The sequence below is a fragment of the Rothia terrae genome (assembly GCF_014705925.2).
GTDB lineage: Bacteria > Actinomycetota > Actinomycetes > Actinomycetales > Micrococcaceae > Rothia > Rothia terrae.
Window position 1 is genome coordinate 23,572 of record NZ_CP062961.1, and the last position, 23,889, is coordinate 47,460.

Below are 23,889 nucleotides of genomic sequence, written 5' to 3' on the forward strand. Positions count from 1 at the left end.
GAAAGTTATAAAGAGGGTTTGACTTGCACCTTCACCTGAAATTGGTTCAAAATTTTGATATTTGTCCATTAAATATTTCATAGTATGACGAATTATTCCAAGTATCTCCACCTCATAATCCCCTCCCCATTATCGACGAGTGCTAATGGCAAAATTATTACTTTGTAAATCAGTGAAATTACCTACCTGAGCGTTTACTGAACACTGGTCGGCAACAGAGAGTGCAGTAATCTTCTGCCCGCTCGCATCTACCATGAGGTGCCCCGCGCATCCATCGGAAAAACGCACCGGATCTTTATCGCCAGCAATTGCCTGCAACATACTAGAAGGCTTACCAAAAGTCTCAGAAGAGTACAGCGGGTTCAACGCATCCTCACCACTGGGCCACACCGGTAACAGGGTGACAGGTACAACAGTTTGGCTAACAGTTCGCTCAGGGACTTTTACTGCAATATCAGTCAGGCGTTGAATAGGGTATGAGGCACTCTTGTAATCCTTAGAAGTAATGGCATCTTGAGTTTGTTCAGAAACCGCATCGAGCCACTTCTCTAACTCTTGTTGATCAGCTACTTGAGCTGAAACCTTACCAGTTATCTCCAGCTCTTGATTGGGCATAATTTCAACATTTTGAAGATTCCACCCACACTGCACATTCATGTCCGTAACAGTCGGCTGATTTCGTTGGGCATCTGCGTTTTCCCATGAGGCATTAGGGCAAGAGTCTCCATCTTCAGTAGCCGGTAGCACCTCCAACAAATCACCAGATAGCGGCGCTTTTTGCGCACTGTAAATGATTTTCAGCTCAATCGTTGAGCTACTGGGGTTATACGTAGCTTCACGCCGCACAGATAAGCCAGTGGGCAAAGGAGTTTCCTGCGACCCCATAGCGCTAAAAGGCTCACCAGGTTTGGAATGAGCGCTCACCGCCCAGTAAATTCCCCAGCCAGCACCAGCTAATAAAAGAACCCCGAGTACGGACAGCCAGATTGCTTTAGACCGAGATTTCTTAACCTCTTGAACAACAGGAGATTCGACATGCTCTGAGTCTTGAGCTGCTCTTTCAACATGTTGTGGCTTGATAATAGTGGCACGTGCTGAGGCGCCAAGAATTGGAGGCGCTGCATCCTCAGCAGGCTCTGGCGCTAAAGAAGCAGTGCTATTCCCCGACCCGCGAATCACCGTTTCAGGGCGCTTAGCCTCTGCAAAACCGCGAGGAGAAGGCATGGGCTGCAAGGCAGGCAAACTTTCAAACCGCTGCGCCAACACTCTCAACTGAGATGCGGCATCCAACGGGTGGGGTCGTTGGCTGGGATTTTTATCAAGCAGTGCCATGAGCACCTGCATGATTGGTTCTGGCACGTCAAGAACTGGAACCTGGGCAGAAATATGCCGATAAGCAATCGTAAAATCAGTGCCATCACCTGCGAACGGGGTGCGCCCCGCCAGGAGCTCATAGAGCATAATTCCTGTGGAATACACATCCCCTGCAGCGCCACTGGTACCGTGCTGAATCAGCTCCGGCGGTAAATAGTACGGGGTTCCCACGATTCCCGTGGTGTTAGCATGATCGGCGTGAATGATGGAGGCAATACCGAAGTCCGTGATTCGGATTTGTTGGGAATCAAGATCTTGGGAGGCTGCAGCCAACAGAATATTATCGGGCTTAATATCTCTGTGGATGACGTTCTGCCCGTGGGCATACGCCAAGGTTTCAAGCACTGTCGCCACCAGTTGCAAGGCAAGCGCGGGCTTGAAGGTACCCCGCTGTTCCAGCTGGTCGCGCAAAGAGCCACCGCTGTAGTAGTCCATCACCAAAGCAAGAGTGCTACCCTCAACCACCAAGTCATGTACCGTCACAATGTGCTCGTGTTGTAGGCTCATAAGCACTGAGCGTTCTCGAACAAAACGTTCCACAACCGAGTGGTCTTCTGCCAGGTGTTGATGCAAAATCTTTGCAATTAAAGGCTCAGATTTCTTCGAATGCTCAAGACGCCATACCTGGCCAGAGGCACCTTTGCCTATTAATTTGACGAGCTTGTACGAAGCCCCCAGTGGTGCGCCAGCGGCAACCTCTCCCATGCGTTTCCTTTTTTCTGAGTATTAAGCCTCTCTATAGTTTAGTTCAGAACACTAAACAGCGGACGCCACTAAAAAGACAGAGGTTAAATAAAATCCAAACACCTCAGCTATTATTTAATATCGTCCCACGCATTTACATTGTCTTGGAATTTGTATGCCTACTGAATCTAAAAATTCGCCATTCAGCTTTTCTTTTTCGCGTATAAAGAAAACATCTGCGCTTGCCTTAGTCGCAGCGTTTATTCTTTCTGGTTGTGGAAGCGAAAACACTAGTTCGATTAACGCTTCTAATGTCCTACAAAACGTAGGGGTAGACCTGAACAACTCAGCTGAGGTTTCTAAAGTGCATTCCACGGTGGTTTCCTTCGACTCAGCCAGTGGCGCATCCTCAAGCAAAGAACAAGACTATGCCCTGCGTGATACCGTCAATGATTTGCCGATTCGCATTACTACCCGGTACACCACCGATGAAAAATCAGGTAATAACCTAGATGATCTTGAGGGATACACCGGTGATGTCAGCATCGACATCACCGTTGAAAACCTCACGGTATCCCCTGAGCAACTCACCTACGATGTAGCAGGTGCGCAGAAAGAGAAAACTGCTCTCGTTGGCGCGCCTTTATCAGTCGCTGCATCCACCACCTTTCAGGGTGTAAAGCCACAAAAGATTCTCTCGGATGCAACTGTTGGTAACGGCAACACTAACGGCATCATCAGCACCAATGACGAGGGCGACGCTGTACTACAGTGGGGCAAAATTCTTGCCGGTCCCTCCTCTAGTGCCAGCACTACCTTCACCGTGAACCTCTCTGCAGAAGATTTGAAGGTCCCAGAGTTCACCGTGGCCGTGCACCCAGGTTTGAGTAACGATTTGAGTGCATCCGGTGCGGTTTCATCATCATTTAGTAAAACTCAAGACTCAGAACTTGAGCTCATGCAACAGACAGTAGAAATCGTTGCAGAAGCTAACCAAGCCCTGGCAGATGCAGGCGCGACTATCTCTGATATTCGAGATAACCTCAACTCAACCTCAGAATCCCTAAAATCATCCACGGTGCAGGAACTACAACAGAGTTCTGACAAACTCACCGGGCAACTCACAGACTTGCAAGAAAAACTTGGGGGTTTGAAAGCTAATCTTGGTGAAAGCACTCAGGGCTCGCAGAGCGAACTCATCGGTCAAATGCAACAGACTGTTGAGTCGCTTGAAAAATTCCTAGGACGCGAAGGGGAACAAATACCTGCCCCTGTAATGGACGCTGGTACTTGCAAAGTTGACGTCACCCAGCCTGCCAATGGCACTTCTGTTTACTCGAATATGGTGCAACTGTCCAACATTCTTGGTGAATACAGCAAAGCTAACGTTGATTGCCGCGATCGAGTTGTAGATGTTATGAACTCAATTCTTGGTCCGGAAAATCCCACACCAGAAACCTGTAAAGACTCTACATCTGCAGCATGTTCTGTTTTCAACTCCCAGGTTGTTATGACGGCTACTCTTTTGGAGTCAGCTGCAAATACTAACAAGATGGTAGAGCAACTACGCCCCGGAGCTTTGAGCCAAGTATCAACGGATTACGTCGCTGCATACGAGGCCCTACAGGATTTGCAAAAGCAAGTTGATGCCTTGCCGGAAAACACCGAAACCGTACAACCGGTACCCGCACCTACCACTCCCAGCGAATCACCAAGCCCTTCTGACACTCCCTCCCCCGAGGAAAACCCATCTCCTACTCCTACTGAGACTTCAACAAAGGAACCTTCAAAAAACCCTGAAGATTACAAGGACATCCTGGCAAGTCTCGATACGATTGACGGTCAGATGAAAACTTCAAGTGAAAACTTGCAGAAGCTTGAAGACTTACTCAAGAGCATCAACAACACTGCTCAAAAAGCACTAGCAGAAATTACCAAAGACGCGCCGGGCAACGGCTCAATGCTGACCCAGAACCAAGAACTCGCTGATCAGCTGTGCACTTTAACAGACGGTGGTACAGAACAGGCAGGCAAACTTTCACAAGAAGAAGTCAACCGTCTACGTGGTTATCTCACCGATACTCCGTGCGGCGAGACACCGACTCCGGTCACGCCTTCGCCTACTCCGACTACTCCTAATCCTGGCTCACCGGAGCCCGTCAAACCTGAGTCCACACCAACTCCTGATGTGTCACCCACCCCTACAGCCTCACAGTCGTCATCCACTCCGGAACCTAACGATAACAGCGGCACTCCTATAGTTATTGACCCAGCTGCGGATATCACCATTGATACCCCTCAGGGCTATCAAGACCCTATGGATACGCGTCTTAAAAATCAGGCAGATTTATGGACCAGTATCTTGAACAGTACTGACACTGTCTCGGAAGAATCCCAAACCGCTCAAGAAATTCAAGCTGTGCGCGAGAGTTTAACTGGGGTTACTGACGAAACCGCGAAAATTCGTGATGCTCTCGATCGAGAAATTGTGGGTGGCAACGTTAATCCTAAGAATGAGGACCCTACACCGCAGAACCCTCAACCGCAGCAACCTGTAAATCCGCAGCCGGTCGAACCTCAGCCTGAGGTGTCAGATCCTCAGACCCCTCACCCAGTGATCCCTACCCCCAATCAGGACGTTAAAGCTATTAAGAATTCAGTGCCTAACCTCAATGGTCGGTTTGAAGACCTTTCAACCAGCCTTGATGATTTGGCAACTCAGCAACAAGAAATTAATGATGCTCTTCAACAACTTATGAAGGACGCACCAGCTGAAAACGCCGATGAAATTGCAGATATCCTCAACCAGCAGGCGCGCAATGTTTCACGACAGCGCACAGGCGGAGAACAGGCAATTACGGATCTCTTTTCGCAACAGGTAACTACTCTTAGTGGTAGCTCAGACTCGATTTCGAATCAGGCGGATGCGCTGGTGAAGGACCAGAGTGAAAAACTGAACGCTGCAGCGCAACAGCAAGTTGAAGAGGCAGACGCTCGCACCCAGTCAGCACTAGAGCGCATCCAGGAGAGCCACGATCAAGCAACGACCGACGCTGCCGGCGCATCCACGGTGCTTACCAGCGAACTCGAGAAAATCATGCTTGATGTTGGCGATACCTCTGTGACCGGTTCTGGCCTATTGGGCTCGCTCCAGAATAATGCGGGTAATGCTGAAAATGCTGACTACCAGCTTTCGCTAGCCACTGAAAATGCGCAGAAGTACTCGACTATCCGTGAAGAAGATATGGGGGCTATCCGGCTCAAGCAGGCACAGTATGATGCTTCTTTGAAGAAGCTTGGCAACCTGCCACCCTTCCATCTAGAAGCTCCTTCCGGCGCCACAGTGAAAACAATCTATACCTTCACTATCGGAGGAGAGAAGTAGCTGTGAAGGAAAAACTAACTAATATCGGTATTCCTGTAGCGCTTTTACTGTTGATTACTGTCATTGCAATAGCAGGTATCTTGCGAGTCAAAGCTGATGAAAAGGATGAGGCTGTAGCTGTTACTGTCCCAGTTGAACTTAATGTTGATGGCAACGTTAAGGGTTCTTCTTATGGTCTCATTGTGACCATTGGTAATGAGAATGCTCAGGGCTCGCAATGGAATCAGGCAGCTTCCGGGGCGAAAGTAGCATTAGAGCGTTTCAATCGTTCAGGAGCTGATCTTCATCTTGCTACCGAAGATGATCGTGGCACAGATGAAGGTGCTCGTCAGGCCGTTGAAAATCTTGCTGCCCAAAAGGTATCGGGTATTGTCATTTCCTCCAGTGGGGATCACGTCCAAGCGGCAGTACAAGCAGCTAAAGAGCGTAATATTCCCGTCATTTTGCCCTATGAAAATTCTATTGACGATGCTCGGTCCCTCCAGCCCTCAACAGAGTCCCTTAACGATGTGTTGTCTGCTGAGCACCCTGGCGGAAAAGGCATCATCAGAATTGACCAAGAAGGGTTTGCAGGTATTGATGTTCCTGCCGAGCGCACCCTGAGCGTTAATGGGTTTACTGACATTAACACGTTCTCTCAAAGTCTCGTCAAAGATACTGCTGAAGCTGGTTCTGATACTGTCGTCTTCGTAGATGCAAGTGCGTACCAAGAGGCAAAACTAACGAGAGCATTGCAAGAAGCCGGACTGAAAACACAGATTGTTCTGGGCCCCCAGGCCACAAGTCCGGCTTTTAATGACGTATTTATGAAAGATAACCAATCTACGGTTATTAATGCCCAAAGTATAGGGTTTAATGCTGGTGACTCTGTAGCACTTCAATCTGATGGGCAAGGTCGTTCCATGTCCGCTTATCTTCAGATGGTCAAAATCCTCAGCGAATCCAAGGACGCGATGAGCGTTATGGGTGACCAAAAGTTCAGCGATGTTGCGGCCAGTGCTGATTCTAGAAGCCATGATGCACTTGTAGCTTTAGTTCGAGCTACTGAGCATGCTGAATCTATTGCGCCGCAGGACGTCAAATCATCGTTGAATGACCTGAAACTTTCTTCTGCAGACGGTATTACTAGCGCTGATATGGATTTCGCTCAGCACCACGTGATTCAGGATGCGCCCCTGTTATTATCCGCAAATGCTGGAGATGTTGAGATGCGCGTAGCGGACGCTAACGCACCTTCTCACCTCGTGTGGTTTGCACAAGCATAATCCAATGGCCCTTCTGGTGTTTCCCAGCAAGGGTGCTCATATCACCCACACCTTTCGACATTTAGAAAGTACCCCTCATGCGCGTTCTTATAAGTATTGATTCGTTGAATCGAACCGTAGAAGTCGACAGTTGGCGTGGAAACACAACGCTGTGTGAACTCATTGCAACCGTTGGTGGACCAAAACTGGATGCAGAAGACTCACTGTATATTGATACGCATGTTGTAAAAGCGGGGGACTTTATTGAGAAACTGCCTCTGCTTGAGGGTTCCCGTATCTCACGTTTCCCGTTGAACGGTACCCCTACGTTACCGGGATGGGTAGTAAGTATCAGTGGTGGTCTGCAATCAGGTGAAATAAAACCTGTAACTCGCAAACGGCCCATGATTTTTGGGCGCTCTGACCAAGCTGATGTAGTACTCAGCACCGAGAGCGCATCGTGGGAGCACTTCACCGCAACTCTCACTGATGAAGGCCTTCAAGTTACAGATAGCGGTTCAACTAACGGCACCTATGTGCAGGGCACAAAGGTAGAGTCGGATACCCCTGTTGTCATTAGTGAACCCACTGAAGTTCAAGCTGGTGGAGCAACCTTGCTGTTTCAACCCATGCTCCACGAATTTACAGCACCGGCCCCAGGTAGTCTGCACAACCTCACGCCAAATCGAACAGCACCTTTTAATCGTCCGCCGCGTCCGTCGCTTCCTAGCCTGCCTGGTGCAGTCACTCCACCCAAGCGTGAGAACGTCAAAGAAAATTCAAAGTTTAATATTGCTATGGTGTTAGCACCTCTGGTGATGGCCGGGGCTATGGTCATGCTTATGGGGAGTTTTAGGTACGCAGCCTTTGCTCTGCTGAGTCCTGTAGTAATGATTGCAACGTGGTTTGAGGGGAAACACCGCTACAAAAAAGAACTTGCGGCTGAAGAGGAACGTTTCGCAAAAGCGCTTGAGGATTTTAAGAAGGACCTCGAAAAGGCAGCAACTATTGAGCGGTCTCGTCGGCAAGAGCTAACACCCGATAACGCGACGGTCATGCGCCGTAGTTCCCTACCTTCTACAGAACTTTGGCAACGTAGATTTGAATCTGCAGATTTCTTGCTTGCACGCATCGGCACAGGTAACCGGGACTGGAAACCCGAACTTGATAAACGTTCGAGCACCACTCTCGAGGACGAAGTACAGAAAACCTATGATGCTTTTGAATTGCGCGGTGCACCGCTCATGGCAAACCTCAATAGAGGCGGCGTTGTAGGTATCGTTGGTCAACGCGAAGGAAGTCTTGCTCTAGCGCGTAGCCTCGTTGTGCAACTAGCAACTCATGTAGGTCCTGCAGACCTTACCTTTGGTATCTTTTGCGATGAAGGTAAGGAACACGACTGGGGGTGGGCGTCTTGGCTACCTCATACTCGCCAAGCAGGTAGCGTAGACGGCGGGCGATGGATGGCATCGGGTCGTCACCGTAGCACTGAAATGCTACGTTCTCTCCATCAAGGTATCGATCATTTTATTACCCCTGCTGTGATGCTGGTCCTTGACTCGGAGGTCCTTACTGAGGGGCGGGATGCTCCAGCGCGTGAACTGCTTGGATACGGACGGGAAACTCCCACACGCTCATTAGGGTCCAGCTCTCAAAAGGCTGATCACACTGTTTCAGGTATCGTCATTGCAAGTTCTGAAGAGCAACTCCCCGCATCCTGCACCAGCATTGTACGTGTGCGTGAAGATGCTGAGGCAGATATCTTTGAACCCGAAAGTCGCACCCTTATTAAAGACGCAGTACTTGCCGGTGTAGATTTGGAACAGGCCGAGCAAACCGCTATGCGGCTTGCACACTTTGATGACCCTGAATTAGTGGTCCCTGGTGCTGCGTTGCCGCGGTTGGTGCGTGCTCCTGAACTCTTTGATTTAGCGCCTGCGAAGTCAGAAAAAGTGCAGAAACTTTGGCGAGAACGTACCGGCATTTCTGCTCCAATCGGTGTAGGCGATGACGGTGAAGTGGTACTGGATATTGTGCGCGATGGTCCACACGGTCTAGTCGGCGGTACCACAGGTTCAGGTAAGAGTGAATTTTTGCGTACTTTCGTCGCTGGTCTTGCCGCACGAAATTCTCCCGAAGACCTCAACTTCATTTTGATTGACTTCAAGGGTGGTGCTGCTTTCAAAGCATGTGAGCGTTTACCTCACACTATAGGCACCATCAGCAACCTCGACGAGCAGCTGGCAGATCGCGCTTTGCGCGCTTTGGATGCTGAGATGCATCGGCGCCAGGTCCTCTTCGCACAAGCGGGCGAAGGCGTGGACAACATCAAAGACTATATGGCCACTAACCCCGCCGAACCTATGCCACGCATCCTCCTTGTCATTGACGAGTTCGCGATGCTGGCAAAAGACTTCCCTGAGGTCCTACAGTCACTTGTCAACGTCGCAGCTGTTGGTCGTACCCTCGGTGTACATATGATTCTTGCGACTCAGCGTCCTGCCGGTGTAGTGAACGATGATATTTTAGCGAATACTAACTTGCGCGTGGCGTTGCGTGTACAAAGTAAAGAGGATTCATCAAACGTTATTGGTGTGCCAGATGCTTCAGCTATTGAACGCACACAGATGGGGCGCGCCTATGTGAAGCTTGGGCAAGAAGATATCTCTGCTGTGCAAACCGCGTTGGTCACGGGGCAAACTCCAATCGAAGGCGCTACCCAGCTTGAACTTCGAGAATCCAGCATCTTTGGGGTTCCCCAAAAATCTTTGGTTGAAAAACCGAAAGTTATCTCTGAGGAGAATGACCTAGATCTGTTGATTGATGCAGTGTGTTCAGCTCATGATGAGCTGGGCATCTCAGCACCGCGTCAGGTCTGGCCAGAAGCTCTGGGAGAACGTGTAGCTCTCGATGGGTTCTCAGCGCCGATTGTGACTGACCTGGGTAAAATTCAGCAGCCAGTGGGATCGTTTAACGGTAATCAGTTGAACTTTGCGCTTGCCGATCAACCTCAGTATCAGCGTCAAATTCCGGCTGGTTGGGATGTGAGCAGGGGCAACCTCATGCTGGTGGGTATTCCTGGTAGTGGCACCACTACAGCTTTGGCATCTTTAGCTTTAGTCGCTGCTGCACAGCGTTCTCCTGCAGAACTTGATCTGCTGGTTCTTGATGTGGGAGCTGGCGGTCTTAAAGACCTGCAGATGCTACCGCATACTGTTGCGTATGTAGGGCATGGGGGACGTGCAAAAGAACAACGTGCACGTTTTTTGAGGTTTTTACAAACTGAATTAGAGCGTCGTCGTGCCAGTGCTGGAGATGAGAAGCCTATGTTGATTCTCATTGATGGTCTTGCAAGCTTGCGTGATGAATTTGATGATTATGATGGTCAGATTCTGCTCAATATGCTTTATCGTGCTTACGCCGAAGGTGCATCACTCGGTATGCATTTTGCGGTGGCAACTCCGCGTTCGAAGGCTATTCCGATGGCAATGGATGAGGTCACTACTCAGAAGTGGCTGTTCAAACTGGCTGATACTTATGACTACTCCGGTCAAGGTGTTAAGGGTAAGAATATTCCCGCTTCTGTTGCAGGACGTTGTGTGAGTGTGGAGCAACTTTTGCAGATGCATGTGGCAACCCCTGATATCAGGTTTGAAGAGGCTGTTGTGAAGGTACAACAGTTGTGGCCTGATGCTGTCACTAAGGCTGATGTTATTGGTCAGCTTCCCGATGCGGTGACGGTGAGTGAACTTGGAGCTCATGCTGATTTGTCGGGTGAGCCTTGGCGTATTCCTGTTGGTTTGGGTGAGCAGGATTTGAGTCCTGTCTTTTTGGAAACTTACCACGGTGAGCACATCCTTATTGCGGGTACTGCTCGTTCAGGTAAGTCAACGTTGTTGCTCGCTATTCGCAATATGGTGGAGCAAGCACATACAGGTGAAGCTGGGCAGACTCCAGAAGTGTGGGCTATTTGTTCACGTCGTTCGCCTCTTGCCTCAGAAGATTTTGATCATTTGGCAGTTGGTGATGATGAGGTTCCTGCTTTGGTGGCTCAGTTACGTTTAGCTTCAGGGCCTGTGGTGTTGTTAATTGATGATGCCGATAGCTTTGCAGATAATGATAAATCAATCGCTGGGTTGGTAGATTCGCCTGTACCTGGTCTTTGTATTGTTGCAGCGGGGCGTTCAGATGAGTTGCGTACGCTGTACAGTCACTGGACGAAGACTCTGCGTAAGGCCAAGTGTGGCGTTTTGTTGCAGCCTAATGTTGATCTTGATGGTGATTTGTTGGGTGCGCGTATTCCGCGTAAGGCGCCGGTGGAGCTAAGTGTGGGTCGTGGTTATGCGGTGTCTAATGGCAATGTGCATTTGGTTCAGGCGGTGAGCGCTTCGTAGGGTCTGGTCAGGTAGCCACTATCACCGCACCCAACGGGGCGGTGACCTCCTACGAATACGACGCTGCCGGTCAACTAGTAACCACAGTAGACCCACTAGGCCGCCGCACCACAGGCACCTACGACGCCGCTGGTCGGTTACTTTCGACCACAAACCCTGACGGGGATGAGCTGGCTTACACCTACGATGCCGGTGGATTACTAGCAACCACCCGGTTCAACCAGCGCCTGGTCTCACGGGTAGAACGAGATGTACGTGCTCGCACCACCTGTGTACTGGATTACACCCAACCCGGAACATCACTCACAAATGAGAACACCGGCACCCCGGTAGTACACACCCTGGCCACCGACCGCCTGGGTCAGCTGATTGAGCGTACCACTACTAGAAAAGATGCAGCTGGTGCTACTATCACCGACCAACAGGTACGTATTGCTTACACCCCTGACGGGGCACGCTCACACATGGTAGTCAACGGGCAAGCCACTGACTACACCTACGACCAACACACCGGTTTACTCACCACGCTCATGCGCACCCACAGTGCTGATAACGCCGTTGGTGAAAAGGGTCAGAGCCAGTCAGTCCCCTCAGTGCTTGAATCCTTGACCTACCACTACGACCAAGATGCGCACCTGACTCACATCACCGATCACACCGGGGCGGTACTGCGTGCCTTCAACACCGTGCCCACCATTGTTGAAGCAGGCACCACCGGCGGTGCGCAAGAGGCTGATGCTTCTTATGTCACTGACGGTGGGTGGGCAACTATCGAACACCGCCACGTAGATGGTCAGCAGCAGTCCGTCACTACCTACTACAATGCTGAAGGTCTGGTGATCGGTGTTGATGACACCGCAGATGGTCTGCGCCTGTTGACTTATGATGATGCACACCAACTCACCGCGGTGATGACTGATCACGGTACGCACCGTTTCACCTATGACACTGCTGGGTTTCTCATCGGTGAGGAAACTACTACTGGTGTAACACGTGAATACACCTACGATGATGCCGGTCAACTAGTACGCCTGCAAGACTCACAGGTGGGTGTGAGTGAGTATGTTTATGACGGGTTGGGTCGTAGAGTACAACACACCGATCACACCGGTGCGGTGAGCACCTATGCGTATTCACCGGTAGGACTACTGGCTGAAATCATCGGCGAAGAACGGGACGCGGTGTACCTGTGGAATGACGCGTTGGGTCAGGTTGCTGCTGTGGCAACCGGTAGCGTCGGTACTAATGCTGGGTCACCCACTATGATGTGCACCCTGACCTGGGATCCGGTGGCTTTCACCCCTACCGTGTTGGGTGTGAACAACACCCTTGTGTCGCTGGGTGCTTTAGCGTCCCTGGATGCTGTGGGTGGACGTGGGGTGGATCCTTTTGGTCTGTCCCCGGTCGTGGCTGGGTTCACCACGGGTTCTGGTGTTGGTAGTGATGTTAGTTCTGATGCTCAAGGACTCCTCACCACCGGCAGTATCCCTGGTGTACCTGGTCTTGGCCTGACCCGTGCTGGATCTGTACAGGTGGCCGGGTTGGAGATTCTGGGTGTGCGTGCTTATGATGCGACCACTCGTGGGTTTATGTCCCCTGATCCGTTGGTTTCTCCGGTCGGTGCTGGTTGGGCTGGCAATGTCTACGCTTTTGCTGGTAATGACCCGGTAGGACAGGTGGATCCGTGGGGTCTGTCCCCGATGACAGCAGCTGAGTTCCGGGAGTACCGCCAAGATACTTCCGCCCGCGCCATCGAACGCATGGGCAAGGGCCTCGCCGACTTCGCCGACCGCAACGCAGGCTGGATCGCCCTAGGTGTTGCAGCAGTCGGTGTAGCAGCCCTGGCAGTATCCGGACCAATTGGTTGGGGTATTCTCACCGGCATGGCGCTGTCCGGCGGTATCGAAATCGGCTCACAGTTACTCTCCGGTGAACCACTTGATTGGAAGAAAATCGCTAAAAGCGCCTCTATTGGTGGTATCGCCGGTGGTGTCGGTGCAGGTGTTGCCGGTCTTGCTACCAAAGTCGGGTCAAAAATCTTTACTTCTATCGCCTCTAAATACAGCACTCAGGCCGGTGCTGTGAATCAGCAGATGTCGCAGGTCTTTAGGAATGTAGCGACGAATCCTACAACGAAGAACGCGGTACCGAAAATTGTTACCGGTTTGAAAAGAACCCAGCAAAGTTTGATGGGTAATGCTCAACGGTATTCTTCTCTTGCCTCTAAGGTAGGTTCTGCTGGTGCTCGTGAGGGTGTTGCTGCCTATGTTGAGGCGGGTACGGATACAACGTTGACGTATATAACGGACGGTCATCATGTTACGGGTAAGGGGTTGGTGGCTGCTTGGGGTGTTCCGGCGGTGTCGAATGCTGTGTTGCCGAAACCTGTCTCAAAGTATGTTGATAATCGGTTGACTCAGTTCGGCTGGGAAGCAACCGGTGGGGTTTCACAAAAGATTCGCTCCGAAGTTGCTCAGGGTGTCGGTAATTTTACCAATGGTGTGGTCTCCTACTCCGGTGCGCCCATGACGTATTCACCGCAGTATGAGTCTTTCCGCGACTCTACTTATGATGGTGTGGGATGGGATTTCAACAAAGCCTGGCAAGAGGGTCTAAAGGAAACTTTTAAGGGTGGTGCTTCTTCAAGTCATCCGGTGGAGTCCTTGAAATCCGTCTCTTTTGAAGCTAAGCCGGTCAGCAGTGGCGTGGATTATGCTGGTATGGCACGTGATAGCGCGATGTTGAGCGCGGGCGCCTCAGGTGTTGAGGTTTCGGCAGCGAGTATTTATCACCATGAGAAGGGAACCACTAATGAGTAAAGAACATTCTTCTGTCCAGGGGAAGAAAAAGAAGCTGACGTTGATAGATAAGTTAGTTCATTTGCCGTTGACACTTATTCTGATAGGAACCGTGGTCTACGGTATCTCACACGTCGTTCTCTCAGGTACCATCAATCGTGCCTTCAATCACCCCCAACAATGCACTATCACCGCAGCTGTAGCACAGCGTAGCGGTTCAAAATCTTATAGTTCTTCCTCTAATATCTACATCCAGAGTCCAGACTGTTCAGATCTAAGGTTCATTGGAAAAAATGAAGGACATACAGACCAAGAAATTGTCGATCGCATCCGAGGGTTTAAAGGTCAGAAAGTGACGGTGTATGTCGGCGTCTGGCAGACTCCGTTTTCGGCGACCGATGTTGCCGGCATCGAAGGCTTAGACCTGAGCCACTAGGCAAACACTCTTTGCACCTAATAGCTAGTTCAAGGACGCTGGTAGTCCTGCCTAACTTATCTTAGGCGGAACCACCAGCGTCCTTTTCTATATTCTTTTAGTACCCTCACCTCTGAACTCAAACCGCCTAGGCAGACTTTGTGCAGGTGGCTGGTCTAGAATCTTCGAGGTCCGCGCTTATCATTAAGCCCCCGCGGGGTTCATCACTCCTGATCAGCTGGTCTCACAGGTGGGTGCTGGTTGGGCTGTCAATGTGTGTGCTTTTGCGGGTCATGATCCTTTGTTGTGGAGAGAACTTTTGACGGGGGGGGCAACGGTGCTTCGACGTATGCTCTCACCCCACAACCTGAACAACATAGCTGGGACCAAGCATTAATCAAGGGTCTTGAAAACTCAGCAAAGGGAGCGGTTAATTCGCATCCTAAAGTTTCTCAGCTAAAAGCTGTTGAAGGACCGTCAATTATTGGTGCCTCTTCGTTGGCTCCTGATGTTCAGCTGGGAGCTGGTGAGGTCGGTCTTGTCGGGGTTGATACGGCTGTAGCTCATGTGGAGGGTTCTAATGAGGATAAATAGAATTGCCGTTATTGGTAGTGGCTTTGAAAGGGACATGGAATAGTGAACGAGCAAGAAAAACAACCTAAAACCTGGGGTACGTATGTGGCTAGAGTATTAATCGTTTTATTTTTTGCTGGTGTCTTATTCATGCTCTCCACCCCACTCATCAGCAAATACAACCAAACCCACTACACCATGCGCTCATGCACCATAGACCATGCCAACTACTATGAACAACGCACCGTAGCAACCTCGAAAAACTTAGCCATCCATACCACTGACTGCGGCACCCTTGAATATAACGCCCGAGTATCGGGTGAAGAACTTCAAAGTCTCGAAACGAAAATCAACGATTATCGTGGTCAACAACTGGACTTTGGGTTCGGTAAGTTTCAGTTCTGGTCAGGCCCGAAGATGGTCTATACCGTCGGAGGTATCGAATAGGGTCATTGATTCTTACTAAAGACGCTAGTAGCCCTGTCTAAAATAAGTTAGACAGCGCCACCAGCATCCCTTTTTTACGCTACGATCACGGATTCGACAAGCGCCATTACAAGATATGACCTCACCTCGGTGTTTGCGCCCTCGAACATGTAGAAAAGTTGCTGCCGAATTCTTTTTGGCCTTGTCGCTACTGTCCTTTAGGCCTCCTATGGTGCCACTATAGGGGGGGGCACTGATTTCAGGAGGGTTTTTAGCTTCTAGTGAGAAGAACCATGAGGCTTCCATTGAATAGGGGAGTTGTCGGTGACTTTGGAATCATGGGTTGTGTCTAGGGTGTGTGAGGAGTGGAGCCTAACCCTAGACCAGCCTGCCCAACATTTTTAAGGTGCAACGGGCCGGGTAGAGTTTGAGACCCCGTGGCGTCGGGGTCTCATCGCTTGGGTACTGGTCGGCGGTGACCAGTGTACTGTCTTCATTCCCCCTGGGGGTGTTGTTGATGCGGGGGCGTCTTGTGTGCTTTTTTCTTAGGGGTCGGCGGCAGGTGGTGCTACCTCTATCGGGCGAGCACCGCCGGTGGCCAGACCCTGGACTTTTACCTCTCTCCGAAGCGGAACGTGGTCGCAGCGAAGCGTTTCCTGGCCAAGGCCCTCAGATCCAATGCGTCAGCCGGGTATCCCAGAGTGATCAACACCGATAAAGCACCCTCCCTAGCCAAGGCAATCGCCGAGTTGAAGTCAGAGGGAATCTGCCCGCCAACAGTGGAACACCGGCAGGTGAAATACCTCAACAATATCCTGGAAGGCGACCATGGTCGGCTGAAGCGGATCCTCGGGCCGAAAGGCGCGTTTAAGAACCGGACATCTGCATATCGGACGTGGAAAGGGATGGAGGCGACTCATTGCGGAAAGGGCAAGGCACGATGTTTGCCTACGGGCAACCGAACCCGGACGCGGTGATCGTCAACCGGGTCTTCGAGACGGCCTGAGAACGCCCACACGCAGCGGCGATCAGGGAATGAGAAACTGAGTCTTCACTGCTCTCCGCCCAACTTTGCAACAGCACCCGACGCACGGGGAAGCGAACGAGATCAGACCTGCAGCTGCCGCAGCCAGGAGGCCGATCATCAGTGACCCGGTGGCCGCGGCGTCGGCGAACTGTTGGCCGATCGCCAACTGCGCCATCACATCAACGGTCATGATGCTGGTGCCTCCTCGGCCAGCGGCAGGGCGACATCAAGGATGTCATCGGCGGTGACCTCCCTCAGGAACACCGCGGCCGGGCGGTGGGGAAGAAGACGGTATTCTGGTTGTCCCGGAAGACCACAACACCGAGGAAGGTCACCGTGCTGACCGATGGGTGGTCTGCAGCGACTCTGCCCACCTCGGCACTCAACCCTACTGTGGGGGTTACTCGTAGCGAAGCGAGCTGAACATCCCGGTTTCCATGTGATAGGCGTTATGGCAGTGAAATGCCCACTCACCGGGGTTCTCAGCAATCAGGTCGGCGATCATGGTTTCACCCCCGCGGAGAAGGACGGTGTCCTTGCGTAGCCCGCCGCTGCCGGGCAGCGCCCACGTGTGGCCGTGGATGTGCATGGGATGGGGCATCATGGTCCTGTTGCGCATGACCATCCGCAGGCGCTGACCCTCCTGCACGGTCGCGGAGGAGGATTGGCCGTCGGTGAGAATGCTCCATTCATACGGCATCATCTGCCCGCCCAGGTCGATGCTGACTTCTCGGTCTGGTGTGCCCTCGGGCAGGAGTGCACGGTCTGCTGGCTTCAGGGAGGACAGAAGCAGTCCGGTGGACGACAGCTCGGGGAAGTCGACATCGGGGCGGGGGGCCTGGCCGTCGGCAGTGCGGATGACGGCGAAGGCGCGGTCGTCCTTACCCACCGCCAAAGCCGTGAGCGGGAAGACGCCGTCGCCGAGGATGACCTCGACGTCGACACGCTCGCCCATGGACAGGTAGATCGATTCGGTCTCCCAGGGCTGGACAGGGAAGCCGTCGGTGTGGGTGACGGTCATGCGGTGACCACCGAGGGCCACCTTGAAGATGGTGTCACCGCCGGAGTTGATAAACCGCAGGCGGGCCTTGTCGCCTGGGCGAGCCTCGAAGGTCCGGTGAGCACGGGGGATACGTCCGTTGATGAGGTAGTGCGGATACATCACATCGCCGGCATCCCCGCCCAGTACCCGGTCCGGGGTGCCGTGGTCGCCCATTTCCATCCCCCCGTTATGGTCGCCCATTTCCATCCCCCCGTTATGGTCGCCCATTTCCATCCCCCCGTTATGGTCGCCCGAACCCATCCCGGTGAGCTTGTCGAGCTCATCGTCGGGAGTGCCCTGAATGCCATCGACCCAGTCGTCGAGCACGATGGTCCACTCGACGTCCTGGTCCTCAGCGTCTTGCGGGTCACGGATAATCAGTGGGGCGTGGAGGCCGCGATCAAGCTGCAGGCCGGTGTGGGAATGGTAGAAGTAGGTGCCACCGTGGGGGACTTCAAAAACATAGGAGAAAGACTCGCCAGGTTCAATGGGGTCCTGGGTCATGCCGGGCACACCGTCGGCTGCATTGTGGAGTGCGATGCCATGCCAGTGGATAGAGGTGCTCTCAGGCAGTTCATTGGTGATATCGACCTGGAGGACGTCGCCGGCGGTGGCCTCAATGGCCGCATCCCCGGTGTCAGAGACGTACCCCCACGTCTTGGCTTCGATGCCGCCGATATCCAGGGAGAGGGGCCGGGTGGTCAGTGTCCGGCGCACCGTCGGCTCACCGAGCGCAGTGGGGGTGGGAGTGGGGCGAAGGGAGGAACCTGATGCCGAGGCAGCGGGTCCAGGGTTGCTGGTGCAGGCGGTCAGGGCCCCGGTGCCGGCGAGGACGAGCCCGCCGAGCAGAAACTGTCGTCGGGAAGACGCGTTTGTCATGATTTAACCTTTCTTGGTGCAAGATTTCAGTGATACGGGAGACAGGCGCAGGTGAGGACTCTGCTGAGCCATCACGTCAGGCGCAGGTCTGTGACACAGGTGGCACCGTCGTCGGTGGTAGAAAACTCCGTGGTGCCGGTACGCCCCTGGTAGCTGACCTCAATCAGGCCGGTGGTATCATCAGGAAGCCAGAAGCCAATAAACCCATTGTCGAAGGTGGTTGTCGCCTCGTCCACCAGCACCTCACCGGTAGCCTCATCGGTGATCGTGACCTGGATATCCTCATTGTCCAGTTCCCCCAGGCAGGTCGTGAGGCTGTGGTAGAAGCAGTCGTGGGTGGAGGTGAGATAGGGTGCGATCGAGACATACGTCTGATTGTCGGGAAGATCGACCACGACTTCCTGGTCATCGCTCGAGAGCAGCAGTTCATTGGCACGCACTGAGGCGATTAGATCCGTGGGACGCTCAGTGACCTTCTGCCGGTCGAGGTGATCAATGATCTCCACCGCGTCCATGGCGGCCAGACCATGGGTAGTCAGGAATGTATCCTGGGACACCGTCCCGTCGGCGGTGGGTTCCGGGTCGGCGGCCGAACACCCCGTGAGGGCGAGGGCAAGGGCGGCGGCTGCGATCGCTGCTCGTTTCACGTCAATCTCCTTGGATCGTGGTAAGACCGTGAGAAGACACCGCCTCAAGGTCGATGCCGTACCTTTTCTAACACGGGTGCCTGACGGACTAGAAATCAAAAACCCTGCTCACAGCACTATGACAGGGCGAAAAGGGGGTGAATTCGGTGGGCTGGGTCACCACCCCACAGCCGTGGGCGATGTCCTTCTATCCGCCCCGGGTATGCGGTGCAGGCAGTGAAATCCCTGCTGGCGCCTGCTGAACCGACCAGTGGAGGCGATGCCGCCGGCCCGGGGTGGGGCACAGGGGTGACGGCGGTTGAAGGGTGATGTTTGAAGATTTGATGAAGATTTCCCCGCCGGGCACTGAGCGAGGGTGGTATTCCCCCCTGGCCGGAGCGATACTGGGGTCTATGGCTGACTACACACCGACCACCGCCACGCCCCCGGGGCGGGTGCTGGTCGTCGATGATGAACAACCCCTGGCTCAGATGGTGGCCTCCTACCTCATCCGGGCCGGGTTCGATACCCGCCAGGCGCACACCGGCACCCAGGCCTTGGACGAGGCCCGTCGCTTTTCCCCCGATGTTGTGGTGCTGGATTTGGGGCTACCCGAACTCGACGGCCTGGAGGTGTGCCGACGGATCCGCACCTTCTCGGACTGTTACATCCTCATGCTCACCGCGCGTGGCAGCGAGGACGACAAGATCAGCGGTTTGACCCTGGGGGCGGATGACTACATCACCAAACCTTTTAGCATCCGGGAACTGGTGACCCGGGTGCATGCGGTGCTGCGCCGCCCGCGCACCAGCACCACCCCACCGCAGGTGACCACCCCTTTGATCGTTGGTGACCTCATCCTTGACCCCGTCGCCCATCAGGTGCGGGTGGGGGAGACGACCGTAGAGCTCACCCGCACGGAGTTCGAGCTGCTGCTTGCCCTGGCTCTGCGCCCCGGCCAGGTGCTGACCCGCCACGACCTGGTCACCGAGGTCTGGGACACCACCTGGGTCGGTGATGAACGCATCGTCGATGTCCACATCGGTAACTTGCGTCGCAAGCTCGGCACCGACACCCGGGGCCGGGGGTTTATCGACACTGTGCGTGGCGTGGGCTACCGGGTGGGGCAGCCATGAATCACGGACCCGGCCTGACCTTCCGCTTCCTGGCCGCCCAGGTGTTGGTCGTGGTGATTAGCCTGCTGGTGGCCGCGGCCGTGGCCACGATGGTGGGCCCGACCCTGTTCCATGATCATATGTTGATGACCGGCCAGGAGGACCCCTCGCTGGAGCTGTTCCATGCCGAGCAGGCCTACCGGGACGCCAACCTGATCACCCTGGCCGTCGCCCTGCCCACCGCCTTGATCAGCGCCCTGCTGGCCAGCCTGTGGTTATCGCGTCGCCTGCGCACCCCCCTGCAGGATCTCACCCGCGCCGCTACCAGCCTGACGGCCGGCAACTACCGTATCCGCGTGCCCGCCGGAGAAGCAGGCCCCGAGGTCACCACCCTGGCGCATGCCTTCAACACCATGGCCGACCGGCTGGAACACACCGAACAGGTCCGCCGCCAGATGCTCTCTGATCTGGCCCACGAAATGGGCACCCCCTTATCGGTGCTCACGGTCTACCTCGATGGTCTCCAGGACGGGGTTGTGGACTGGAATAATGCCACCCACACGATCATGGCTGACCAACTCGCCCGCCTGACCCGGTTGATGGAAGACATCGACGATGTCTCCCGGGCCCAGGAACACCGGATCGATTTGGACCTGGCGGAGGAAGGGCTCGGGGATCTGCTCCATACCGCCGCTGCTGCCGCGGGGGAAGCTTATGCTGACAAAGGCGTCGATTTACAGGTCGAGACCATTACGGACACCGCCCAGGTGCTCGTGGATCGGCAACGCTTCGGCCAGGTGATGAGCAATCTCCTGTCGAACGCGCTACGGCACACCCCGGCCGGCGGGCAGGTCCGGATCAGCGTCCACCGACAGGGGGCGTCCACCGCGCTCATCCACGTTGCCGATGACGGCGAGGGCATCCCACCTGGCCAGCTCGGACACATCTTCGAACGCTTCTACCGGGGGGATGCCGCCCGCAGCCGGGACAACGGCGGGGCCGGTATCGGTCTGACCATCTCCAAGGCATTGATCGAGGCCCACGGCGGCACTCTCACCGCCACCTCCCCCGGACCCGGTCGCGGAGCGGTGTTTACCCTCCGCCTCCCGCTGTCCCCTCCCGACAGTGAGGAGGCTGCTCGGTGACCGCACCCTGCCCCGCGTGAGGGCCGTGCCCTCCACCCCTTCCAAATATACCCCCCTGGGGTATATGCTAGAGAGTAGCATCGCCGCATCCCACCGACCCGTAGGAGCTTTCCCATGATCACCTCCCCGCCCCGCCTCTTGCCGATGGCCTCCCACAGCTGCAGCTGTTGCGGACCTGCCTCACGTACCGACACCGCCTCCATCCCTGCCGCCAGCGACTCGTCAGCAGGAGGGTCCTCCCCTAGCTACCAGGTCACCGGCCTGAGCTGCGGGCACTGCGCGAAAAGCGTGACCCAGGCCCTTCAGGCCCTTCCCCAGGTCGACGACGTCCAGGTTGATCTCGCTGCTGGTGGTGTTTCCACCGTCACGGTCACCGGTGTCGTACCTCCGGAGATGGTTCGCCGGGCTATCGAGGAGACCGGCTACACCGTCTTATCCTGATCAGTTTTACCCATCATCTCGACCCCGACCGGGTTGAGCGAAAGGAACGTCATGAGCACTCCCCACCATTCCGGTGATCACCATGGTGATCACCCCGCCCCGGAAACAGACCACCCCCACCACCCGGATCATGCCAGCCACGAACACCACGCAGATGCCGACACCCACGGCCAGGCGATGCCCCACGATCACCCGCACTCCGCCCTGGACGAAGACCACCACGTTCATGGTCACGGCGAACACGCCGGACACAGCACCGCAATGTTTCGGGACCGCTTCTGGTGGTCGCTGATTCTGTCCATTCCCGTCGTTATTTTCAGCCCCATGGTCGCCCACCTGCTCGGCTACCACCTCCCGGCATTCCCCGGATCCACCTGGATTCCCCCGGTACTGGGCACGATTATCTTCGTCTACGGCGGAACGCCTTTCCTCAAGGGCGGATGGAAAGAACTGAAATCCCGCCAACCCGGGATGATGCTCCTGATCGCCATGGCCATCACCGTGGCGTTTGTCGCCTCCTGGGTCACCACTCTGGGGCTGGGCGGTTTTGAGCTGGACTTCTGGTGGGAGCTGGCCCTGCTGGTGACCATCATGCTGCTGGGCCACTGGCTGGAGATGTCCGCTCTCGGGGCCGCGTCCTCCGCGCTTGACGCGCTGGCTGCCCTGCTGCCGGATGAGGCCGAGAAAGTCATCGACGGGACCACCCGCACCGTGGCCATCTCCGAGCTGGTCGTCGACGACGTCGTGCTGGTGAGGGCCGGTGCCCGGGTGCCGGCCGACGGAACCATCCTCGACGGAGCCGCCGAATTCGATGAGGCAATGATCACCGGCGAATCCCGTCCCGTCTTCCGCGACACCGGTGACAAGGTGGTCGCCGGTACCGTGGCCACCGACAACACCGTCCGCATCCGGGTGGAGGCTACCGGCGGGGACACCGCCCTGGCCGGGATCCAACGCATGGTTGCCGACGCCCAGGAGTCCTCCTCCCGGGCCCAGGCCCTGGCGGATCGGGCGGCGGCGTTGTTGTTCTGGTTCGCGCTGATCTCCGCTCTGATCACCGCGGTGGTGTGGACCATCATCGGCAACCCGGACGATGCCGTGGTGCGCACGGTCACGGTCCTGGTCATCGCCTGCCCGCACGCCCTGGGCCTGGCGATTCCGCTGGTCATTGCGATCTCCAGCGAGCGGGCCGCGAAATCCGGGGTGCTCATTAAGGACCGGATGGCGCTCGAGCGGATGCGCACCATCGACGTGGTGCTCTTCGACAAAACCGGCACCCTGACCGAGGGTGCGCACGCGGTCACCGGTGTCGCAGCAGCTGTCGGCGTCACCGAGGGCGAGCTGCTGGCCCTGGCCGCCGCCGCGGAGGCCGACAGCGAGCACCCCGTGGCCCGCGCCATCGTGGCGGCCGCGGCCGCCCATCCCGAGGCCTCCCGTCGGCAAATCCGTGCAACTGGTTTCAGCGCCGCCTCCGGCCGGGGGGTCCGGGCCACTGTCGATGGCGCTGAGATCCTCGTGGGCGGGCCGAACATGCTGCGCGAGTTCAACCTCACCATCCCGGCCGAGCTCACCGACACCACCAGCGCCTGGACCGGGCGTGGGGCCGGTGTGCTCCATATTGTCCGCGACGGTCAGATCATCGGTGCGGTGGCCGTCGAGGACAAGATCCGCCCCGAATCCCGCGCCGCCGTGAAAGCTCTGCAGGACCGCGGGGTGAAGGTCGCGATGATCACCGGCGACGCGCAGCAGGTGGCCCACGCCGTCGGTCAGGACCTAGGCATTGATGAGGTCTTCGCCGAGGTCCTGCCCCAGGACAAAGACACCAAGGTCACGCAGCTGCAGGACCGGGGTTTGAGCGTGGCCATGGTCGGTGACGGTGTCAATGACGCCCCCGCTCTGACCCGCGCGGACGTCGGTATCGCCATCGGTGCCGGCACGGATGTGGCCATGGAATCTGCCGGGGTGGTCCTAGCCAGTGATGACCCGCGGGCAGTGCTGTCGATGATTGAGCTGTCCCAGGCCAGCTACCGCAAGATGATCCAGAACCTGATCTGGGCCTCTGGCTACAACATCCTCGCCGTGCCATTGGCCGCCGGAATGCTTGCCTCGATCGGGTTTGTGCTGTCCCCGGCCGTGGGCGCGATCTTGATGTCTGCCTCGACCATCGTGGTGGCCCTGAACGCCCAGCTGTTACGCCGCATTGATCTGGATCCGGCTCACCTGGCTCCGACCGAGTCGAAAGAGGAACACGCCACGCCTACTCCGGCATCCACCGCCGTCCACTGATCCACCACTTCTCTCCACTGCCCCCATATGACCCT

The 23,889-nt window shown here is 55.2% G+C and carries 15 protein-coding genes and 2 pseudogenes; 12 read left to right on the plus strand and 5 right to left on the minus strand.

What is annotated here, in order from left to right; all coding sequences use genetic code 11:
* Positions 1 to 129 precede the first annotated feature (129 nt).
* Positions 130 to 2,079, minus strand: coding sequence for a serine/threonine-protein kinase (locus IDM49_RS11805; RefSeq protein WP_193836732.1), 1,950 nt, complete (start codon positions 2,077 to 2,079; stop codon positions 130 to 132).
* 355 nt (positions 2,080 to 2,434) lie between these two features.
* On the opposite strand from IDM49_RS11805, the gene IDM49_RS11810 reads away from it, so the two are divergent.
* The 8 genes and pseudogenes from IDM49_RS11810 to IDM49_RS11845 form a co-directional block, all read left to right on the plus strand.
* The gene (locus IDM49_RS11810) at positions 2,435 to 5,443 is read left to right on the plus strand and encodes a hypothetical protein (RefSeq protein WP_193836731.1); all 3,009 of its coding nucleotides are present in this window, start codon (positions 2,435 to 2,437) and stop codon (positions 5,441 to 5,443) included.
* Between the two features lie 2 nt (positions 5,444 to 5,445).
* Positions 5,446 to 6,708: a hypothetical protein gene (locus IDM49_RS11815; RefSeq protein ID WP_193836730.1), complete on the plus strand. Its 1,263-nt coding sequence runs from the start codon at positions 5,446 to 5,448 to the stop codon at positions 6,706 to 6,708.
* A 77-nt stretch (positions 6,709 to 6,785) separates the two neighbouring features.
* Complete coding sequence (locus IDM49_RS11820) at positions 6,786 to 11,081, plus strand: FtsK/SpoIIIE domain-containing protein (protein WP_193836729.1); 4,296 nt, start codon at positions 6,786 to 6,788, stop codon at positions 11,079 to 11,081.
* A 41-nt stretch (positions 11,082 to 11,122) separates the two neighbouring features.
* The gene (locus tag IDM49_RS12455; RefSeq protein WP_193836728.1) at positions 11,123 to 13,900 is read left to right on the plus strand and encodes an RHS repeat-associated core domain-containing protein; all 2,778 of its coding nucleotides are present in this window, start codon (positions 11,123 to 11,125) and stop codon (positions 13,898 to 13,900) included.
* Positions 13,893 to 14,315, plus strand: coding sequence for a hypothetical protein (locus tag IDM49_RS11830; protein WP_193836727.1), 423 nt, complete (start codon positions 13,893 to 13,895; stop codon positions 14,313 to 14,315). The genes IDM49_RS12455 and IDM49_RS11830 overlap by 8 nt, the downstream gene beginning before the upstream one ends.
* Before the next feature lie 285 nt (positions 14,316 to 14,600).
* Positions 14,601 to 14,888, plus strand: a complete 288-nt coding sequence (locus IDM49_RS11835; RefSeq protein WP_193836726.1) for a hypothetical protein — start codon at positions 14,601 to 14,603, stop codon at positions 14,886 to 14,888.
* 42 nt (positions 14,889 to 14,930) lie between these two features.
* On the plus strand, positions 14,931 to 15,314 hold the full coding sequence (locus IDM49_RS11840; RefSeq protein ID WP_193836725.1) for a hypothetical protein: 384 nt from the start codon (positions 14,931 to 14,933) through the stop codon (positions 15,312 to 15,314).
* Positions 15,315 to 15,835: 521 nt separating this feature from the next.
* Positions 15,836 to 16,299, plus strand: a pseudogene (locus IDM49_RS11845) (IS6 family transposase); the annotation flags it as partial.
* A 79-nt stretch (positions 16,300 to 16,378) separates the two neighbouring features.
* On the opposite strand, the pseudogene IDM49_RS12360 reads toward IDM49_RS11845, so the two are convergent.
* The 3 genes and pseudogenes from IDM49_RS12360 to IDM49_RS11855 all read right to left on the minus strand — a co-directional run.
* Positions 16,379 to 16,510: pseudogene (locus IDM49_RS12360) on the minus strand (cytochrome c biogenesis protein CcdA); the annotation flags it as partial.
* Positions 16,511 to 16,720: 210 nt separating this feature from the next.
* Entirely contained in the window at positions 16,721 to 18,241 is a 1,521-nt protein-coding gene (locus IDM49_RS11850) for a multicopper oxidase family protein (protein ID WP_193836724.1), read from the minus strand.
* 71 nt (positions 18,242 to 18,312) lie between these two features.
* A complete protein-coding gene (locus tag IDM49_RS11855) occupies positions 18,313 to 18,888 on the minus strand; it encodes a CueP family metal-binding protein (protein ID WP_193836723.1) in 576 nt (191 codons plus the stop codon).
* 308 nt (positions 18,889 to 19,196) lie between these two features.
* Here IDM49_RS11855 and IDM49_RS11860 point away from each other — a divergent pair, with 308 nt between their 5' ends.
* The 3 genes from IDM49_RS11860 to IDM49_RS11870 all read left to right on the plus strand — a co-directional run bounded on the left by IDM49_RS11860 (position 19,197) and on the right by IDM49_RS11870 (position 21,568).
* Positions 19,197 to 20,003: a response regulator transcription factor gene (locus tag IDM49_RS11860; RefSeq protein ID WP_193836721.1), complete on the plus strand. Its 807-nt coding sequence runs from the start codon at positions 19,197 to 19,199 to the stop codon at positions 20,001 to 20,003.
* Positions 20,000 to 21,127, plus strand: coding sequence for a sensor histidine kinase (locus IDM49_RS11865; RefSeq protein WP_193836719.1), 1,128 nt, complete (start codon positions 20,000 to 20,002; stop codon positions 21,125 to 21,127). Before IDM49_RS11860 ends, IDM49_RS11865 begins: the two co-directional genes overlap by 4 nt.
* A 114-nt stretch (positions 21,128 to 21,241) precedes the next feature.
* Complete coding sequence (locus tag IDM49_RS11870) at positions 21,242 to 21,568, plus strand: heavy-metal-associated domain-containing protein (protein ID WP_193836718.1); 327 nt, start codon at positions 21,242 to 21,244, stop codon at positions 21,566 to 21,568.
* Between the two features lie 6 nt (positions 21,569 to 21,574).
* On the opposite strand, the gene IDM49_RS12490 is transcribed toward IDM49_RS11870, so the two are convergent.
* Complete coding sequence (locus tag IDM49_RS12490; RefSeq protein WP_322745999.1) at positions 21,575 to 21,820, minus strand: hypothetical protein; 246 nt, start codon at positions 21,818 to 21,820, stop codon at positions 21,575 to 21,577.
* On the opposite strand from IDM49_RS12490, the gene IDM49_RS11875 reads away from it, so the two are divergent.
* A complete protein-coding gene (locus tag IDM49_RS11875; RefSeq protein WP_322745998.1) occupies positions 21,746 to 23,854 on the plus strand; it encodes a copper-translocating P-type ATPase in 2,109 nt (702 codons plus the stop codon). The genes IDM49_RS12490 and IDM49_RS11875 overlap by 75 nt on opposite strands.
* The last annotated feature ends 35 nt before the right edge of the window (positions 23,855 to 23,889 follow it).

Bases quoted from the DNA above. Each gene is read 5' to 3' on its own strand.
- IDM49_RS11850 (WP_193836724.1), bottom strand. From the start codon at position 18,241: ATGACAAACGCGTCTTCCCGACGACAGTTTCTGCTCGGCGGGCTCGTC.
- IDM49_RS11820 (WP_193836729.1), top strand. From the start codon at position 6,786: ATGCGCGTTCTTATAAGTATTGATTCGTTGAATCGAACCGTAGAAGTC.
- IDM49_RS11865 (WP_193836719.1), top strand. From the start codon at position 20,000: ATGAATCACGGACCCGGCCTGACCTTCCGCTTCCTGGCCGCCCAGGTG.
- IDM49_RS11860 (WP_193836721.1), top strand. From the start codon at position 19,197: ATGTTTGAAGATTTGATGAAGATTTCCCCGCCGGGCACTGAGCGAGGG.
- IDM49_RS11805 (WP_193836732.1), bottom strand. From the start codon at position 2,079: ATGGGAGAGGTTGCCGCTGGCGCACCACTGGGGGCTTCGTACAAGCTC.
- IDM49_RS11870 (WP_193836718.1), top strand. From the start codon at position 21,242: ATGATCACCTCCCCGCCCCGCCTCTTGCCGATGGCCTCCCACAGCTGC.
- IDM49_RS11830 (WP_193836727.1), top strand. From the start codon at position 13,893: ATGAGTAAAGAACATTCTTCTGTCCAGGGGAAGAAAAAGAAGCTGACG.
- IDM49_RS11875 (WP_322745998.1), top strand. From the start codon at position 21,746: ATGCCCCACGATCACCCGCACTCCGCCCTGGACGAAGACCACCACGTT.